Source organism: Euzebya rosea, from assembly GCF_003073135.1.
GTDB lineage: Bacteria > Actinomycetota > Nitriliruptoria > Euzebyales > Euzebyaceae > Euzebya > Euzebya rosea.
The window spans coordinates 1-16,350 of sequence record NZ_PGDQ01000021.1 but is presented as its reverse complement, the minus strand read 5'-3'; the positions used below and the strand labels follow the sequence as shown (position 1 = coordinate 16,350).

The window sequence follows — 16,350 nt, the reverse complement described above, 5'->3', positions numbered from 1 at the left end:
GGTTGGCGTCCATGACCAGAGTCATCGCGGGCACCGCCGGCGGGCGGCCCCTCGCCGTCCCCGACGGACGGCGGACCCGCCCCACCGGCGACCGAGTGAAGGAAGCGTTGTTCTCCTCCCTCGGTGACCTGACCGACGCGGTCGTGCTGGACCTGTTCGCGGGCACCGGGGGCCTGGCCATCGAGTCGTTGTCCCGTGGCGCCGCCCGGGCGGTCCTCGTCGAGCAGGACCGGCGAGCCGTCGCCACCGTCCGCGCCAACCTCGAGGCGGCTGACGTCGCCGACCGAGCACGGGTGGTCGCCACCACGGCCGAACGGTTCGCCATCGACCCCAGCGGTGGGCCGTTCGACGTCGTGTTCGTCGACCCGCCCTACGCGATGGACATGGCCGACATCGCCGACACGCTCGAGGTCCTCGTCGACGGCGAGGCGTTGCGCCCGGGTGCCCGGGTGGTCATCGAACGCGACAAGCGCCGCCCCGAACCGCCGCCACGCCTCCTTTCCCATGATCGGGACCGGACGTACGGTGAGACCGTGCTGCGCTACTTCACCTACATCCCCGCGTCGACCCGACCCGCAGCCACTCCGGCGGCCGACGCGACCGACGAACCCCTTCGAGACGAGGTGTCCTCGTGACCGTCCGCGCCGTTTGCCCCGGGTCCTTCGACCCGGTGACCCACGGACACCTCGATGTGATCCGACGCGCCAGCGACACCTTCGACCACGTCACCGTCGCGTGCATGCGCAACGTGTCCAAGCGCGGTGGGCTCTTCGAGCTGGACGAGCGCCTGGAGATGCTGGAGGAGGTCACCGCCGACCTCCCCAACGTCGAGCTGGCCGTCTTCAAGGGCCTGCTCGTGGAGTTCGCCCGCGAGAACGGCATCAACGTCATCGTCAAGGGACTCCGGGCGGTCAGCGACTTCGAGTACGAGCTGCAGATGGCCCAGATGAACCGCTCGATCGGCCACATCGAGACGTTGTTCCTGTCGGCCAACCCCGACCACTCCTTCCTGTCCTCCTCCCTCGTCAAGGAGGTGGCCCGCTTCGGCGGTGACGTCAGCGCCTTCGTGCCCCCGGGTGTCGAGAAGCGCCTGCTGGCCAAGTACGCGGACGCCCAAGCGTCCTCCCACGACGAGTCCTGATCGGAGCCACGATGGACCTCGAGAACGCCCTCGCGCAGCTGGAGCACCAGCTCGCCGACGCACGGCCCGTGCCGCTGTCGGCGTCGGTCATGGTCAACAAGGACGAGCTGGAACGCGTCGCCCAGGCCATCCGTGCGGCCCTGCCCGAGGAGATCCGCCAGGCCCGCTGGGTGCTGAAGGAACGCGACACGATCCTGGCCCAGGCATCCCGAGACGCCGAGCAGATCGTCGAGGACGGCCGTCGCGAACGCGACCGGCTGGTCGCCGACACCGAGCTGGTCCGCGAGGCCCAGCGCGAGGCCCAGCGCATCGTGGACCGCGCGGGGGAGGAGGGGCGACGCATCCGCAACGAAGCCGAGGACTACGTCGATGCCAAGCTCGGCGACTTCGAGGTCGTCCTCCAGAAGACCCTGTCGACGGTCACCCGTGGCCGCGACCGGCTGCGCGGCCGACAGGCCTCCTCGGAGATCCGGTCCGGCGAGGACCCCACGCTGCCCGCCGGCCTGCCCGTCCAGCAGGGCCAGCCGTCCCCGCACGGGCCCGAGGACACGATCCCGCCCGGTGAGGCCACCCAGTGGCCCGGTGCCGAACGGGAACAGCCCGGCGACGACATGTCGCCGCGCACGGGTGGCGTGAAGTTCTTCGACCACGAGGAAACGCTCTAGGCGGGACACCCCTGAAGGGACACGCCGGGCCGGTGGCCAGCGCCGCCGGCGTGCGCTACGCTTTCTGACCCTGCGCGATTCCCGCGCACGTCAGCGTGCCTGCATCCCGACCCGGTCCGGGCGGATGCCACGCCCCCGATCCAGAAGGATTCACGACCGCGGCCTGCCGCCACGGCCATCTCCCATGACCAACGACCCGACCGAGCTGGCGTCGACGAAGATCGACGTCGCCGAGCTGCTCGACACACCCGGCGCCACGCGCGAGGTGGAGCTGGACCTGCCCGTTCCCGAGGGGTTCGAGGTGCCGCTCACCGCGTTCGGTGACGAGGTCCGCGTCGACGGCGTGCTGGAGTCCCTGGTCGACGGGGTGCTGCTGCGCGGCACCGTGGAGATCGACGTCGACCAGCAGTGCGCGATGTGCCTGGAGCCCATCGACCGGCACCCGTCCACCGCCGACGTCGCCGAGCTGTTCTCCGACCCGGCGACCGCCGAGGATCCCGAGGACGTCGAGGTCGGCTACACCATCCGCGGCGGCGTCATCGACATCGACACGCTGATCCGCGACGCGCTGGCCGCCGACATCGACACGGCGCCGCACTGCCGTCCCGACTGCAAGGGCCTGTGCCCCACCTGCGGCATCAACCGCAACGAGGCCACCTGCGACTGCCACGACACGGTCGTCGACGACCGCTGGTCGGCGCTGGCCGACCTCGACCTCGACAGCTGACCCCCCAACTCTCCCGACCGACCAACCATCCCGAGGAGCTCTGCCATGGCAGTCCCGAAGCGCAAGAAGTCCCGCAGCACCACCCGCCACCGCAAGGCGCAGTGGATGAAGACCGCCGCCCCCACCGTCACCAAGTGCGGCCAGTGCGGCAGCGACACCCGTCCCCACACCGCCTGCTCGACCTGCGGCACGTACCGCGGCCGCCAGGTCGTCGAGCCGAAGCTGTAGGCGTTGCCCATCCGCGTACGCGGATGACCCCATGACGATCCCCGCCGGGGCCGTCGTCGTGGACGCCATGGGTGGCGACCACGCCCCCTCGGCTGCGCTGGACGGTGCCGCCGTCGCCGCAGGGCGAGGGGTCGATGTCGTGCTGTGCGGCGACGCGTCGCTGCGCGACCGCACCGACCTGCCCGTCGTCGTGTCCGACGGCGTCGTCGCCATGGACGAGGACGCCGCCCTCGGGCTGCGTCGCGTCCCCGACGCCTCGATCCGGGTGGCGGCCCGCACCGTGGCCGCCGTTCCCGGCAGCGTGCTGCTGTCGGCGGGGTCGACCGGCGCGACCGTCGGTGCTGCCCTGCTCGAGCTCGGGCGCTGCGACGGGGTCCGCCGGCCGGTCGTCGCGGCCCGCGTACCGCTGCCCGCCGGCGGGATTGTCGTCCTGCTGGACGCCGGCGCCGACCCCGACCCGCAGCCGGATGCCTACCCGACGATGGCGCGCCTCGGGGTCGAGCACGCCCGCGCCCACGGGGTCGCACAGCCCCGGGTGGGGCTGCTGAACATGGGTGTCGAACCGGGCAAGGGCACCCGCCGGACGATCGAGGCCGAGGGCCTGCTGGCCGACACCGACGGGTTCGTCGGCAACGTCGAGCCCGGCGACGTCCTCGACGGCGCCGTCGACGTCGTCGTCTGCGACGGCTTCACCGGCAACCTCGTGCTGAAGACGATCGAGGGGCTGTCGGCTCGGCTCGCCGACGGCGTCGGGGCCCGCGTACCCCACGATCGTGCCGCCCAACTGCTCGGCGTTCGGGGTACGGTGCTGGTCATGCACGGTGCTGCGACCGGCGAGGACTTCGCCGAGGCGGTCTCCCTGGCCGCCGAGCGCGCAGCGGCCGGTACCGGAACCGCTGCGGCCCCCGCCGCACGGACCACGGACCCCGTCGACACCGACGCTGACACACGACCATGACAGGTGACGAGATCTACAGCCTCCTCGCTCCGCGGCTCCAGGCGGTGCTGGCCCTCGATGCGCCGCCGGCACCGACCGCCCGGTTCGACGAGGACCTGCACGCCGACTCCCTGGACCTGGTGGAGGTCGTCGAGGGGGTCGAGCAGGACCTGGCCGCCGCCGGGGTGGACGTGCGCCTGCCGGAGGACGACCTGCGCTCCCTCGGCACCGTCCGCGACGCCGCCGAGGCCTTCGCCGCGCTGACCCAGCATCCCACCTCGACTGCGACACGGAAGGAGCCGACGTGAAGACCGACCAGACCAACCCCGACGACGGCGCCGCCGTATCCGTCGAACCCGACACCGACGACCGGCCGGAGGCCGAGATCGCGCTGGAGGAGGCGCTGGGCTACCGGTTCGTCGACCGCGGGCTGCTGCACAAGGCGCTCAGCCACCGCAGCTATGCCTTCGAAGCCGGGGGGCTGGCCGACAACGAACGGCTGGAGTTCCTCGGCGATGCGGTGCTCGGCGTGATCGTGACCCACGAGATCTTCACCCGGCTGCCGAACTCCGCGGAGGGTCGGCTGGCCAAGGTGCGGTCGGCCGCCGTCAACACCCTCAGCCTGGCCGACCTCGCCCGCGGCATCGGCATCGGCGAGGCCGTCCGCCTGGGCGTCGGCGAGGAGCAGTCCGGCGGGCGCGACAAGGACTCGATCCTGGCCAACACCATGGAAGCCGTGATCGGCGCGGTGTACCTGGACTCCGGCATCGAGGCGGCCACGACCGTCGTGCTGGACCTCACCCGTGACCTGCTCGACGACATCATCGATCGTCGTGAGTCCCTGGACTTCAAGACCTCCCTGCAGGAGCTGACCGCCGGCGAGCTGTCGACGCTTCCCAGCTACGAGCTCAGCGACGTCGGGCCAGACCACGCCAAGACGTTCACGGCGGTCGTGCGGGTGGCCGGCGAGGAGCTCGGGCGCGGCGAGGGCCGCAGCAAGAAGGAAGCCGAGCAGAACGCCGCCGCCGAGGCCTACAGCCTGCTCAGGACCAGATTCACCAACCGACAGAAGGACAGTCAGTGACCCAGTTGCCCGAGGTCGAAGTCATCAAGCGTGAGCTGGAGAAGGAGCTCGTCGGCAAGAAGATCAAGGAGGTCTGGCTGTCGCCGGCCGAGCTGGTCAAGCGGCACGGCACGATCAAGGACTTCTCCGCCAGCCTGGTCGACAACAAGATCACGTCGGTGGACCGCAAGGGCATGTGCCTGCTGTTCGAGCTGGACAACGACACGACGCTGGTGGTCATCCCCGGCAGCCGTGCGCGCATGACCAAGGAGACGGCCAAGGAAGCCCGCGGCGACGCCACCCGGATGGTGCTGACGTGGACCACCGGTGGGTCGGTGCACTACCACGACCTGGAGGCCGACGGTGACCTGTTCGTCGTCGACACCGACACCGTCGACGACCTGGACGACCTCGCCAAGCTGGGCATGGACCCGCTGGCCGAGCCCATCCCCTGGCCGGTGTTCTCCTCCGCGCTGACCGACCGCAAGGACCTGCTGAAGGCCGTCATGGTCGACGACAGCTTCGTGGTGGGCCTCGGCAACATCTACTCCGACGAGATCCTCTTCGAGGCCGGCCTGGCCCCGGCCCGCAACTCCGCGACCCTGTCCAGCCAGGAGGTGCGCCGGCTGCACCGGGCGATCCTCGAGGTCATCTACGAGGCCATCAAGCAGGGCGGCACCGACAAGGCACCCAGCGAGACCGACAAGGGCTTCCTGCCCTACGAGGAGGTCGACCACCTCAAGATCTACGCCCGCGAGGGCCAGGCCGACGCCCGGTCCCGCGCCACCATCGAGTACGGCAAGATCAAGAAGGGCCTGTACGCCTACCACTCGCCCCGCACCCAGACCTGAGCAGGGGAGGGGGCGTCGCTGCTGGACCGGTCAGCGGAGGTCCAGCAGCAGGGCCAGGCCGACGACGCCGAGCCAGGCGCACAGGGCCAGCCCGAAGCGGTTCATCGGCGGGGTGTCGGGATCGACGTGGCGGGCCATGCGGTGCTGGGCCTGCCACCAGCCGAGGACCGCGCCACCGCCCACGGCGGCGACCATGACGAACGGGCCGTTGGTGCCGGTGATGTTGCGCACCCCGACGGCGATCATCAGCCCGACCCACATGTAGGCCACGAACCACAGGTAGCCGGCGAGCGTGGCCCAGCCCTTCCGGGCCGGACGGCTGACCTGCTTGACGGTGTCGCCGTGGCGGTTCCACCAGCGGCCGGTGGCCCGACCGAGCTGTCGGCTGACCGGCACCTCGGGGGCGGGACGATCGGTCACGCGCCGCCGCCGAGGCGCGGGCTGGTGCTGGCGATGTGGTCGATGGCCTTGCGCAGGGCGGAGTTGAACTCCGTGGCCATGGCGGCCGAGACGTCGTGGTCGCCCTCGACCTCGACCACCAGCGGGTCGTTCAGCAGGTCGATCAGCTGCAGCTGTGCGCTCGGTGGGACCAGGCGGTCGCGGGTGGTGACGACGACCGCCGAGGGCACGTCGATGCCGGTGATCCAGCCGCGGGAGTCGAAGCGGGACAGCTCGCGTCCGGCCTCGGCGAGGTCCTCGATCTCGCCGCGCTGCAGCTCGCCGACCACCCAGGGGAGGAGGGGCGACAGCTCGGTGATCCCCGGCGCGGCGCGGCGCAGCAGGTTGGGGCCGACGGCGTCCTGGGCCTGGGTCAGCAGGACCCGCTCGATCCACGTCCGGGGGAGGAGCCGCTGGCCCAGCTGGTACAGCGTGATGAACCGCCAGCCGAGCGCGGTGACGGTGGAGAAGTTGAAGTGGGCGGCCGTGGCGCACAGCACGATGCCGGCAACGACGTCGGGGTGGCGCTGCCACAGCAGCTGGGTCAGCGGGCCGCCCATGGAGTAGCCCACGATGATGGCCGGGCCGGTGCCCTCCGCACGGAGCAGGGCGGCGATGTCGTCGGCCACGTCGGCCAGGCGGAACGGCATGCTGTGGCGCGCGCCGCGCCCGTGGCCCCGGTGGTCGGGGGCGATCACGCGCCCCACCTCCTCCAGCGGACCGTAGGTGGTGAACCAGTTGAGGTCCGCGGAGACGACCCAGCCGTGCAGCAGCACGATCGGCGGCTTGTCGGCGGGGCCCGGCTGGTCGCGGAAGAAGATCTCGCCGTGCCCGTCGAGGGAGACGGTGCGCGACGGCGGCAGCCCGCTGGGCGGCTTGGCGACGCCGAGGGAGGTGTCGTCGGGACGGGAACGACCCGTGACCCATGCGGTGGCGGCGGTGACGGCCGCGGCGCCGCCGGCCGCGGTCAGGATCCAGCTGGTGCGACTCATGTCGTCCCGAAGGGTAGGACCCCTGTACGATCGACGCTGCGAGACCCCGAAACCCCCTTGTTTCGGCGGCGTTTCGCGTCGTACACTCCCGGAGGGACGGCTGCTGCGCACGTTGGGTGTGGCGTGGTGTCCCCGCGGTGCCACTCACTGTCAGGCGCCCATCGCCCGTCGTGCCGGGTCACTCGCACGCAACTCGAAGACCTCTTTCTAGGAGAACGCATGAAGGCGCTCGTCGGATCCTGGGACGCCGCTCCCCACAAGCTGCTCGCGGAGATCACCGCGCTGCGCAGCAAGGTTGCCCAGCTGAAGGCCGAGAACGAGGGCCTGCAGGCCGAGAACGCCATGCTGCGCGGCCTCGTCGACGCCGACGACCGCGCGGGCGTCGAGATGGTCGCCGAGGACCTGGCGACCGCCTCCGCCTAGCAGCCCCACGACGCGAGCCTCTGCCGGTCCCGGCAGGGGCTCTTGTTGTGTTCCCGTCGGCCGACCGGCGGACCAGCTACCGCAATGTCCCTCCGATCGCACCGGCCACCCGGCCGTCCGGCCTGATCCGGGCGTCCGTCCGCGGCCGTTAACCTTCACTCGACCGTGTACCTCAAGTCTCTCGCCCTGCGTGGCTTCAAGTCCTTCGCCGACTCGACTCGGCTGGACTTCGAGCCCGGCATCACCGTGATCGTCGGACCCAACGGGTCGGGCAAGTCCAACATCGTGGACGCCCTGACCTGGTCGATGGGCACCCGGTCCGCCAAGGACCTGCGCGGCGGGTCGATGTCGGACGTCATCTTCGCCGGTGCCGGCAGCCGCAAGGCCATGGGCCGTGCGTCGGTGGAGATCACCATCGACAACTCCGACGACAGCCTGCCCATCGAGTTCACCGAGGTCACCGTCGGCCGGGCGATGTTCGCCACCGGCGAGAACGCCTACACCATCAACGACGTCGAGTGCCGTCAGCTGGACGTCGCCGAGCTGCTGTCCGACACGGGGCTGGGCCGCGAGACCCACACCATCGTCGGCCAGGGCCGCATCGACGCGGTCCTGAACGCCCGCCCCGAGGAACGCCGCGCGTTCATCGAGGAAGCGGCCGGCATCCTCAAGCACCGCCGTCGCAAGGAGCGGGCGCTGCGCAAGCTCGGGCAGATGGAGGGCCACCTCGAGCGCCTGGTCGACCTGCTCAGCGAGATGCGCCGCCAGCTTCGGCCCCTGGAACGCCAGGCCGAGGCCGCCGCCAAGCACCGGAACCTGTCGGACCAGCTGCACGCCATCCGCACCGACCGTGGGCTTCGTGACCTCGCCCGCCTGCTGGACCGCTGGTCGACCGAGCAGGCCAGCCGCTCCGCGTCCGACCAGCGGCTGCGCGAGCTGGAGGAGACCAACGCTGCCCTCAAGCGGGACGAGCAGGCCATCGCCCAGGGCCTGTCGGAGCTGACCCCCGCCGTCCGCCTGGCCACCGAGACCCAGTTCGCCCTCGCCAACCTCGTCGAGCGGTCCAGCGGCATCGTCGAGCGCATCGTCGAGCGACGCAACGGCCTCGCCGAGGCAGCCGAGGAACCCGTCGCCGGACGCGACCCCGAGGAGCTGCGCGGCGAGGCCCAGCGCGACCGCGGGCACCTGGCCGAGGTCGCCGAACGGGTCACCACCACCTCCGGCCTGCTGGAACGCGCACGCCAGAACACCCGGCATGCCGAGCAGGCCCGCCGCGCCCACGAGCAGGCTGCTGCCGCCGAGGCACGCCGCCGGGTCGAGGCCCGCGAACGGCAGATCCGCTGGGAGGGCGAGGTCGGCCAGCTGCGCAGCTCGCTGGCCCAGGCGTCGGGGGAGGAGGGCCGGCTGAGCATCCAGCTGCAGGCCCAGCAGGACCGCTCCGACGAGCTCGAGGCCGACGTCACCGCCGTCCAGAACGAGATCCAGCGCCTCGACGCGGCCGTGCCGGACCTGTCGGACCACCTCAGGACCATGGAGGAGCGGCGGGCGCGCGCCCAGAAGGCCGCCAGCGGCGCCGCCAAGGAGGAACGCGAGCTCGAACGCCGACGGGCCAGCCTCGAGGCACGCGCCGACGCGTTGTTCGCCGCCTCCGCCGAACCAAGCGAGGGCGCCGCCGTCCTGGCAGAAGCCGCAGAGACGGGACAGGTCGACGGGGTCCTCGGCCCCCTGGCGGCGCTGCTGCAGGTCGCCGACGGCCATGCCGTCGCCGTGTCCGCGGCGCTCGGTCCGCTCGCCGACGCCCTGGTCGTGGCCGGCCGTTCGGCTGCCGAGTCGGCGCTGGGCTTCGTCGCCGCCCGCGAGGCCGGACGGACCCTGCTGCTGGTCGCCGGCGCGCCGCACAACGAACCGGCCGACCAGCCGTCGCTTGACGCCATCGGCGCACGTCCGCTGGCCCCCATGGTCGACGGCGAACCGGGCATCCGCGCGGCCGCCCGCCGGGCGCTGGCCGGCGTCTACGTGTGCGACGACCTCGACACCGCGCTGCGGCTGGCCGACACCAAGCCCGAGCTGGTCTTCGTCACCACCGACGGGCAGATCGCCGGAGCCCGCGGACACGCTGGCGGGGGGGCGGTCGCCCACACGGCCGTGCTGTCGCGGGCCGCGGCGGAGGAAGCCAAGCAGCAGGCCGACGCCGTCGCGGCTGAGCTGCGGATCGTGCATCGCAAGGTCGGCGATGCCGATCGCGAGCTGGAGGAGGTCCGCCAGCAGCTGGAGACCGCCCAGGCGCAGATGCAGGAGTCCGACGCGCAGATCACGTCGGCTGCCGAACGGCTCGGACGGCTGAACAAGGAGCTGTTCCGCTGCCACCGCGAGCGTGATCAGGTCCAGAAGCAGCACGACCAGCTGGTCGCCCAGACCAAGGCCCGTCAGGAGAAGCTGGACGAGCTGGAGGCACGCGGCCCCGAGCCGTACGTGCCCGACCCCCGGTTCGCCGACGACGAGGGCGGCGGTGACGTCGAGGCCGAACGGCTCGACGATGCCCTGACCGAAGCCCGTGAGGCCGAGGTCCAGGCTCGCCTGGCGCACTCCACCGCCGAGCAGGAAGCCGGTGAGCTCCGTCGGCGGATCGCCGCGCTGGAGCAGGAAGCCCAGCGGGTCGAGGCGCAGCTGGCCGAACGCGAACGGCGGCAGAAGGCCCGGCTGGCAGCCATCGCCCGCTGTGACGAGCTGGAGCACGTGGCCCGCGCGGCGCTGGCCCGTGCCGAGGCGTCCCGCGTGGAGGCCGCGGCCGAGCGGGACCGCTTGGAGGAGGCACGCGCCGAGCAGCAGCGTCGCCTGGGTGTGGCCCGGTCCAAGCTGGCCGAGCTGGCGCAGCAGCTGGAGTCGCTACGCGACAGCCGCCACCGCGAGGACCTGATCCGCCAGGAGCTGTCCATGCAGCTCGACGGAGTGCGGTCACGACTCCGCGAGATCGGCATCGAGGACGGCGAGGCGGCCCTGAAGGAACGCACCGCCGACCCCGAGGACGACCTGCTGGCGGGTGGCGAGGAGCGTGACGCCGAGCTCGCCGAGGCCGAGGACGACCTGGCCCGCAAGATCGGCCTGCTCGGGACGGTCAACCCGCTGGCGCTGGAGGAGTTCCACGCGCTGCAGGAACGTCACGAGTTCATGACCGGCCAGCTGGAGGACCTGCGCACGTCCAAGAAGGACCTCATGCGGGTCGTGGAGGCCGTGGACGACCGTATCCGCGAGGTCTTCGCCGCCGCGTTCCAGGACGTGGCCGGTCACTTCGAGCACATCTTCCCCAAGCTGTTCCCGGGCGGGCAGGGCAAGCTGATCCTGACCGACCCCGACGACATGCTGACCACCGGCGTGGAGGTCGAGGCACGTCCGCCGGGCAAGAAGGTCAAGCGCCTGTCGCTGCTGTCCGGTGGCGAGCGCTCTCTGACCGCCCTGGCCGTCCTGTTCGCGATCTTCGCCGCCCGACCCTCGCCGTTCTACGTGCTGGACGAGGTCGAGGCAGCCCTGGACGACGCCAACCTCGGCCGGTTCCTCAGCGTGGTCGAGGAGTTCCGGGGCTTCAGCCAGTGGATCATCGTCAGCCACCAGCGGCGGACGATGGAGATCGCCGACACGATCTACGGCGTGTCGATGGGGTCGGCAGGTGTCTCGCGGGTCGTCAGCCGCAAGCTGGACCAGTCGGGCCTCGCCCGGTCCAGTCCCGTCGAGGCGTCGTGAACACGCCTCACGGGCCACCCGTGACGCGACGATGACAGGGCGTTGACGCTGCCCTGACCGGAGCGGATACTCCGCCGATGAACGTCGCATCCTCACGCGACGTTGCGGGGGTCGTGGTCGCGGCTGTGTGTCTAGCCGTGCTTGGGGTACCTGCACCGTCGTCATCCCAGCCGTCCGACACGATCTCGGTCATCAAGGCCGAGACCCCACCGTCCAACGTCGACATCGCCGTGGCCCTCAGCCAGGTCACCACCTTCGACGCCCTCGACACCGTCCTCATCGGGCGGGACGACAACTTCGCCGACGCCCTTGCCTCCGGCGTCCTGCAGTCCCGCTCGCCGCTGCTCCTCGTGCCCTCCGCCGGCCCCGTCCCAGACGAGGTCGTGGAGGAGATCGAGCGGCTCGCGCCCTCCCGTGCGGTGGTCCTGGGCGGCGAGGCCGCCGTCCAGCCCGCCGTCGAGCAGCAGCTGCGTGACATGGGGCTCGACGTCGAGCGACGGGCCGGCGGGTCGCGGTTCGACACCGCCATCACCATCGCCCGGACCGACGCCGGCGCTGCCGACACCGCCATCCTGGCTCGTGCATTTCCCTCCGAGGGCTCGACCGACCCCACCCAGGGCTTCGCCGACTCCATCGCCGCCGGCGGCATGTCGGCGGAGATGGGCTGGCCGGTGCTGCTGACCCAGTCCGACACCCTCACCGAGGCCACCCGCACCTACCTGACCGAGGCCGGCATCCAGCAGGTCGAGATCATGGGCGGCACCGCGGCCATCGCCGCCGCCGTCGAGCAGCAGATCCGCGACATGGGCATCACCACCGAACGCCTCGCCGGCAACAGCCGGGCCGAGACCGCCCTCGCCGTCGCCGACAAGCTCGGCGCCCCGACCGCAGCGGACGCCGACCACGTCGTGGTCGTGCAGGGCCAGACCGCCGACGCCTGGGCCGGCGGGTTCGCCGCAGCGGCCCACGCCGCCTCGCTGGACGCCCCCATCGTGCTGGCCACCGGCGACACCCTGCCGCCGGCCACCCTCGACTGGCTGCGCGACGGCGTCACCGACCCGACGTACGCCGAATCCGGCTACGCCGTCGTCCCCGGCGACGGGGGACCGGTCCTCACCTGTGTCGTCGTCCCCTCGCTCTGCGAAGAGGCCCGCGTCACCCTCGGCCTGCCACCCGACACCGGAGCAGCCGGACCGCTGGAGCTGCTGAGCACCGACGCCGACGGGACGGCCACCGGCGGGTTCGCGCCGGCCGTCTCCGGCGACGGCACCGTCGTGGCCTTCGTCAGCGACGGCCCCGTCGCAGGCCTCGCCGACCCCACCGAGGAGCGGTACCACGCCTACCTCGTGACCCCCGATGGCACGGAGATGCTGGACACCACCCCGTCGGGTCAGCCGGCCAGCGGTGATTCCTCGAGCGTGCACGTGTCCGGCAACGGGCAGGTCGTGGCGTTCACCAGCGAAGACCCGACCCTCGCCGGGCAGGACGTCGACGCTTCACGCACCGCCTACGTGCGCGACCTGGCAACGGGCAGCACCCGGGCGGTCTCATTCGACATCGAGGGCACTCCAGGCAACTACGTGGACCACCCCTCCCTCGACGAGGACGGGTCGGTGGTCACCTACGTCTCCCAGGGGTCTGTCGGCCGCCCGACATCCTGCTCGTGCTACTGGTACTGGTGGCACGACCTCGACAGCGGGGAGATCGGCTACGTCGCCACTCCCGACGGCGAGCCGGTCGAGGCGGAGGGCAGCCACCGGCCGATGCTGTCCGGCGACGGGCGCTGGATAGCCTTCATGACCAGCGCGTCGCTGCTGCCGCTGGACACCAACACCGCCACCGACGCCTACGTGTTGGACCGCACCACCGGCACGCTGGAGCTGGTCTCGGTCACCCCTGACGGCACCGCCAGCACGGCGACGGAGTTCAACCTGCCTGACGAGATCGGCATCAGCCACGACGGCCGGTTCGTGGCCTTCGCCCACGAGGGGGCAGACCTCGTGAACCCGCCGGCGACGCTGCCGGACCAGGTGTACCTCCGCGACCGCACCGCCGGGACGACCACGCTGGTCAGCCCCGGCGGGGAGGGACAGGGCACCCGCCTGTCGGCCAACCCCCAGGTCTCGCCCAACGGCGAGTGGGTCGTCTTCGCCAGCTTCCGGACCCTCTCGGGCGACGGGGCAGGGTGCGGGGTGTACCGCTGGTCCGTCGCCGAGGGGACCCTCGACCGCATCGACGTCGACCCCGTCGAGCACGCCAACAACTGTCCGTTTCGCTCCGACGTCGCCAACGACGGCACTGTGGTGCTGGACCACCTGGCCACCCTGCACGCCGGCGACGACACCCACCAGTTCGTCTACGGCGGATGGGACGTGTACCGCTCCGGCCCCGGCTGACCCGTCAGCAGATCAGACGTCGTCGTAGAACAGGCTGGCGACAGCGTGGGTTCGGGCACGGATCGTGTCGGCCTCGTCGTCATCCAGCCGTGCGCGCCACGTGTCCACCGTTGCCGAGCTCTGCCTGACCACGGTGCGGAACTCGGCCGGCGCGATGTCCTTGGACGGCGCCCGCACGTTGTCGCGCTCCACCGCCCGGACGACCTCCGGCGTCCAGTCCAGGCCCAGCCGCTCGTAGACGGGCGGGAGGGTCTCCAGCGGATCGGCGGCCATCTCCTCGTGCCGCAGGAACAGCCAGTCGGGATGGTCGGCCCGGAAGCGGTCGGCCATCGTGTAGATGCCGTTGTAGATCGTGATCGCCTGGTCGAAGATGGGCAGGTCCGTGGCCGCCGCCCGCGCGACCTCGTCGGCCACGCCCCCCAGCAGGCCCATCAGCCGCTCGTCGGTGGCCCAGACGGTGAAGTCGAACCCCCACCCCAGCCGGGTGATGCTGCTCACGTAGGCCTCCGGGCGGCGGACCATGAACACCACCGGCCCGCCCGTCGCCTCGTGCACGGCCGGGGCCAGCAGGCAGGCGGTGGGATCCTTGATCAGCACCCGTCGCCGTCGTCGCGCGACGGCCCGGCCGACCTCCCTGACCGCCATGCCGAACGGCTTCCATGCCGTCACGTCGCGCCGCCAACCCGCCGGGTTCGGGACCCGCCCGGCCAGCAGTCGGTCCAGCGCCGCTTGCTGCACCGCTTCCAGCGTCGTCGCGTGGGTGAAGTGGGCGCGCGTGGGGATGCGGCCGACGGCCGGGTCCAACGACGGGCTGAACGGCTCGTGGACGTACGCCACATCAGCCGCCAGCGACAGGACGTTGCCCATCCACGTCGTCCCCGACCGGTTCGCGCCGGTCACGAATATCGGAGGGCCCGCCATCTCGTCTCCTCGCCCGCGGGCCACCTCGGCGCCCGCTCGAACGACGTTCTCACGATCCGGGGGACGGGGTCAACCACGGGCACGAGTCACCCGGCCGACAGCGGCGATGTCGGCGTCCGGCGGTAGCCTGCGACTCGCCATGGAACTCATCATCATCCTTGCCGTCGTCGCCGTCCTGACCCTCGTGGTGGTCGGCGGCCTGTTCGTCGGTCGCCGCGGTGGCGGAACCGCCACCCTCCCCCCGAGGACCGGGACCGACAGCGAGGCCCCGACCCTCTCGCCGACGCCGACCGAGGACGCGATCGACCCGGCGGCGACCCCGGCGGTCGAGACACCCGACCCGGACCTCGACGTCGACCCCTACCCGGGCGGCCCGAACCTGCTGACCGAGGACGAGCCCGACGTCGTCGTCGAGGCGCCGCTCAGCCTCGTCCAGCGGTTCCGCCAGCAGCTGACCCGTGCCTCCTCGGCCCTGGGCAGCAACCTCCGTGGCATCTTCTCCAGCGGCCTCACCGAGGAGGCGTGGGAGGAGCTCGAGGAGTCCCTCATCGCCGCCGACGTCGGCGTCGACGCCACCCTCGAGCTGGTCGAGGGCCTGCGCGCGCGGGTCAAGGAGCAGGGCATCACCGACGGCGAGGGTGCGCTCGCGCTCCTCAAGGAAGTCCTCCGCCTCGAGCTCGGCACCGCCGACCGGACCATGGCCCGCCGACCCGACGGCACCACCGTGTGGCTGTTCACCGGCGTCAACGGCACCGGCAAGACCACCTCCATCGGCAAGCTCGCCAAGCGCCACGTCGACGCCGGCGAGAAGGTCGTCCTGGCCGCCGCCGACACCTTCCGTGCCGCCGCGTCGGAGCAGCTGGAGATCTGGGGCGAACGCTCCGGTGCCCGCGTGATCCGTCAGGACGAGGGAGCCGACCCGGCCGCCGTCGCCTTCGACGGCTGGAAGGCCGCCAGCGCCGCGAACGCCGACCTGCTGATGATCGACACCGCCGGCCGCCTGCAGAACAAGAAGGAGCTGATGGCCGAGCTGACCAAGGTCAAGAAGGTCGTCGTCCGCGAGGCCGAGCACCTCGACGAGGTCCTGCTGGTCATCGACGCCACCACCGGCCAGAACGGGCTGTCGCAGGCCAAGGCGTTCACCGAGGCCGTCGACGTCACCGGTGTGGTCCTCACCAAGCTCGACGGCACCGCCAAGGGCGGCATCGTCATCGCCATCCAGCGAGCCCTCGGCCTTCCCGTCAAGCTCGTCGGCCTCGGCGAGGGCATCGACGACCTGGCCGAGTTCGACCCCGACGCGTTCATCGACGCGCTCTTCGCGGAGGTCGTGCAGGAGGTCGAGCTCGAGGACTTCGACGCCGAGCTCGCCGACCTCATCGCCGACCAGCAGGACGACCAACGCGACGGGGACGCCTGAGCCCGCTCAGATCCTGAGCAACATCAGCAGGACGCCCAGCTGTCGCGGTGTTCGTCGAACCGGTTGATGGTGTCCCAGTTGTTGTACCGGTAGACCGGGACGCCTCGACGTTCGAGGCACACGAAGGTGTCACCGTCCGGCACCCAGTGCCGCTCGCCGGTCTGGTCAACGTAGAACGAGGTCTGGTCGGGCCCGACCAGCAGCGCCAAGCAGACCTGGTGCCCACCCTCGGGGATGGCATCGACCTGGTCCTGGGTCACGTTGTTGATCAGCGGGCGTCCCCGCAGCAGGGAAAGGCAGTTGTAGGTGCCGCCGTTGGGGATCCAGTGTCGGACCGAGCTGCCGTCGACGTAGTACGACGTCCCGTCGGGTCGGCGGATGATGTGGTCGCGTGCCTCGGTGACGGTGCAGGT

Annotated in this window: 17 protein-coding genes; 13 read left to right on the top strand and 4 right to left on the bottom strand. The window is 71.5% G+C overall.

What is annotated here, in order from left to right; all coding sequences use genetic code 11:
* The first annotated feature begins 11 nt into the window (after positions 1 to 11).
* The 9 genes from rsmD to CUC05_RS21690 all read left to right on the top strand — a co-directional run bounded on the left by rsmD (position 12) and on the right by CUC05_RS21690 (position 5,612).
* Complete coding sequence (gene rsmD / locus CUC05_RS21730) at positions 12 to 635, top strand: 16S rRNA (guanine(966)-N(2))-methyltransferase RsmD (RefSeq protein WP_108668244.1); 624 nt, start codon at positions 12 to 14, stop codon at positions 633 to 635.
* A complete protein-coding gene (gene coaD, locus CUC05_RS21725; protein ID WP_108668243.1) occupies positions 632 to 1,141 on the top strand; it encodes a pantetheine-phosphate adenylyltransferase in 510 nt (169 codons plus the stop codon). Before rsmD ends, coaD begins: the two co-directional genes overlap by 4 nt.
* A gap of 11 nt (positions 1,142 to 1,152) precedes the next feature.
* A complete protein-coding gene (locus CUC05_RS21720; protein ID WP_108668242.1) occupies positions 1,153 to 1,806 on the top strand; it encodes an ATP synthase F0 subunit B in 654 nt (217 codons plus the stop codon).
* Between the two features lie 184 nt (positions 1,807 to 1,990).
* Positions 1,991 to 2,533 carry a YceD family protein gene (locus tag CUC05_RS21715; RefSeq protein ID WP_114592518.1) on the top strand — a complete coding sequence of 181 codons (543 nt, stop codon included), beginning with the start codon at positions 1,991 to 1,993 and terminating at the stop codon, positions 2,531 to 2,533.
* A gap of 45 nt (positions 2,534 to 2,578) precedes the next feature.
* On the top strand, positions 2,579 to 2,761 hold the full coding sequence (gene rpmF, locus CUC05_RS21710) for a 50S ribosomal protein L32 (protein ID WP_108668240.1): 183 nt from the start codon (positions 2,579 to 2,581) through the stop codon (positions 2,759 to 2,761).
* Between the two features lie 31 nt (positions 2,762 to 2,792).
* Complete coding sequence (locus tag CUC05_RS21705; RefSeq protein ID WP_108668239.1) at positions 2,793 to 3,719, top strand: phosphate acyltransferase PlsX; 927 nt, start codon at positions 2,793 to 2,795, stop codon at positions 3,717 to 3,719.
* Positions 3,716 to 4,006 (top strand): acyl carrier protein, encoded by a 291-nt coding sequence (locus CUC05_RS21700; protein WP_108668238.1) that lies wholly within the window; start codon positions 3,716 to 3,718, stop codon positions 4,004 to 4,006. Before CUC05_RS21705 ends, CUC05_RS21700 begins: the two co-directional genes overlap by 4 nt.
* A 77-nt stretch (positions 4,007 to 4,083) precedes the next feature.
* The gene (rnc, locus tag CUC05_RS21695) at positions 4,084 to 4,782 is read left to right on the top strand and encodes a ribonuclease III (protein WP_108668298.1); all 699 of its coding nucleotides are present in this window, start codon (positions 4,084 to 4,086) and stop codon (positions 4,780 to 4,782) included.
* Positions 4,779 to 5,612, top strand: coding sequence for a DNA-formamidopyrimidine glycosylase family protein (locus CUC05_RS21690; RefSeq protein WP_108668237.1), 834 nt, complete (start codon positions 4,779 to 4,781; stop codon positions 5,610 to 5,612). The genes rnc and CUC05_RS21690 overlap by 4 nt, the downstream gene beginning before the upstream one ends.
* Positions 5,613 to 5,642: 30 nt before the next feature.
* On the opposite strand, the gene CUC05_RS21685 is transcribed toward CUC05_RS21690, so the two are convergent.
* A complete protein-coding gene (locus CUC05_RS21685) occupies positions 5,643 to 6,032 on the bottom strand; it encodes a hypothetical protein (protein WP_157965870.1) in 390 nt (129 codons plus the stop codon).
* Complete coding sequence (locus CUC05_RS21680) at positions 6,029 to 7,042, bottom strand: alpha/beta fold hydrolase (RefSeq protein ID WP_108668235.1); 1,014 nt, start codon at positions 7,040 to 7,042, stop codon at positions 6,029 to 6,031. The genes CUC05_RS21685 and CUC05_RS21680 overlap by 4 nt, the downstream gene beginning before the upstream one ends.
* Before the next feature lie 219 nt (positions 7,043 to 7,261).
* Here CUC05_RS21680 and CUC05_RS21675 point away from each other — a divergent pair, with 219 nt between their 5' ends.
* From CUC05_RS21675 to CUC05_RS21665, 3 genes are all read left to right on the top strand, one after another.
* Positions 7,262 to 7,465: a coiled-coil domain-containing protein gene (locus CUC05_RS21675; protein WP_108668234.1), complete on the top strand. Its 204-nt coding sequence runs from the start codon at positions 7,262 to 7,264 to the stop codon at positions 7,463 to 7,465.
* 165 nt (positions 7,466 to 7,630) lie between these two features.
* Positions 7,631 to 11,203 carry a chromosome segregation protein SMC gene (gene smc, locus CUC05_RS21670; protein WP_108668233.1) on the top strand — a complete coding sequence of 1,191 codons (3,573 nt, stop codon included), beginning with the start codon at positions 7,631 to 7,633 and terminating at the stop codon, positions 11,201 to 11,203.
* Positions 11,204 to 11,280: 77 nt separating this feature from the next.
* Positions 11,281 to 13,599, top strand: coding sequence for a cell wall-binding repeat-containing protein (locus tag CUC05_RS21665; RefSeq protein ID WP_108668232.1), 2,319 nt, complete (start codon positions 11,281 to 11,283; stop codon positions 13,597 to 13,599).
* A gap of 12 nt (positions 13,600 to 13,611) precedes the next feature.
* Here CUC05_RS21665 and CUC05_RS21660 read toward each other — a convergent pair whose 3' ends face one another.
* The gene (locus CUC05_RS21660; protein ID WP_108668231.1) at positions 13,612 to 14,520 is read right to left on the bottom strand and encodes a sulfotransferase; all 909 of its coding nucleotides are present in this window, start codon (positions 14,518 to 14,520) and stop codon (positions 13,612 to 13,614) included.
* A gap of 139 nt (positions 14,521 to 14,659) precedes the next feature.
* Between CUC05_RS21660 and ftsY the strand changes: the two genes are divergently transcribed.
* Positions 14,660 to 15,937: a signal recognition particle-docking protein FtsY gene (ftsY, locus tag CUC05_RS21655; RefSeq protein ID WP_108668297.1), complete on the top strand. Its 1,278-nt coding sequence runs from the start codon at positions 14,660 to 14,662 to the stop codon at positions 15,935 to 15,937.
* A gap of 23 nt (positions 15,938 to 15,960) precedes the next feature.
* Here ftsY and CUC05_RS21650 read toward each other — a convergent pair.
* The coding region (locus CUC05_RS21650; protein WP_157965869.1) for a hypothetical protein at positions 15,961 to 16,350 on the bottom strand (390 nt) is incomplete at its 5' end.

Bases quoted from the DNA above. Each gene is read 5' to 3' on its own strand.
- CUC05_RS21665 (WP_108668232.1), top strand. From the start codon at position 11,281: ATGAACGTCGCATCCTCACGCGACGTTGCGGGGGTCGTGGTCGCGGCT.
- rpmF (WP_108668240.1), top strand. From the start codon at position 2,579: ATGGCAGTCCCGAAGCGCAAGAAGTCCCGCAGCACCACCCGCCACCGC.
- CUC05_RS21680 (WP_108668235.1), bottom strand. From the start codon at position 7,042: ATGAGTCGCACCAGCTGGATCCTGACCGCGGCCGGCGGCGCCGCGGCC.
- CUC05_RS21720 (WP_108668242.1), top strand. From the start codon at position 1,153: ATGGACCTCGAGAACGCCCTCGCGCAGCTGGAGCACCAGCTCGCCGAC.
- CUC05_RS21700 (WP_108668238.1), top strand. From the start codon at position 3,716: ATGACAGGTGACGAGATCTACAGCCTCCTCGCTCCGCGGCTCCAGGCG.
- CUC05_RS21675 (WP_108668234.1), top strand. From the start codon at position 7,262: ATGAAGGCGCTCGTCGGATCCTGGGACGCCGCTCCCCACAAGCTGCTC.
- CUC05_RS21660 (WP_108668231.1), bottom strand. From the start codon at position 14,520: ATGGCGGGCCCTCCGATATTCGTGACCGGCGCGAACCGGTCGGGGACG.
- CUC05_RS21705 (WP_108668239.1), top strand. From the start codon at position 2,793: ATGACGATCCCCGCCGGGGCCGTCGTCGTGGACGCCATGGGTGGCGAC.
- CUC05_RS21715 (WP_114592518.1), top strand. From the start codon at position 1,991: ATGACCAACGACCCGACCGAGCTGGCGTCGACGAAGATCGACGTCGCC.
- ftsY (WP_108668297.1), top strand. From the start codon at position 14,660: ATGGAACTCATCATCATCCTTGCCGTCGTCGCCGTCCTGACCCTCGTG.
- rsmD (WP_108668244.1), top strand. From the start codon at position 12: ATGACCAGAGTCATCGCGGGCACCGCCGGCGGGCGGCCCCTCGCCGTC.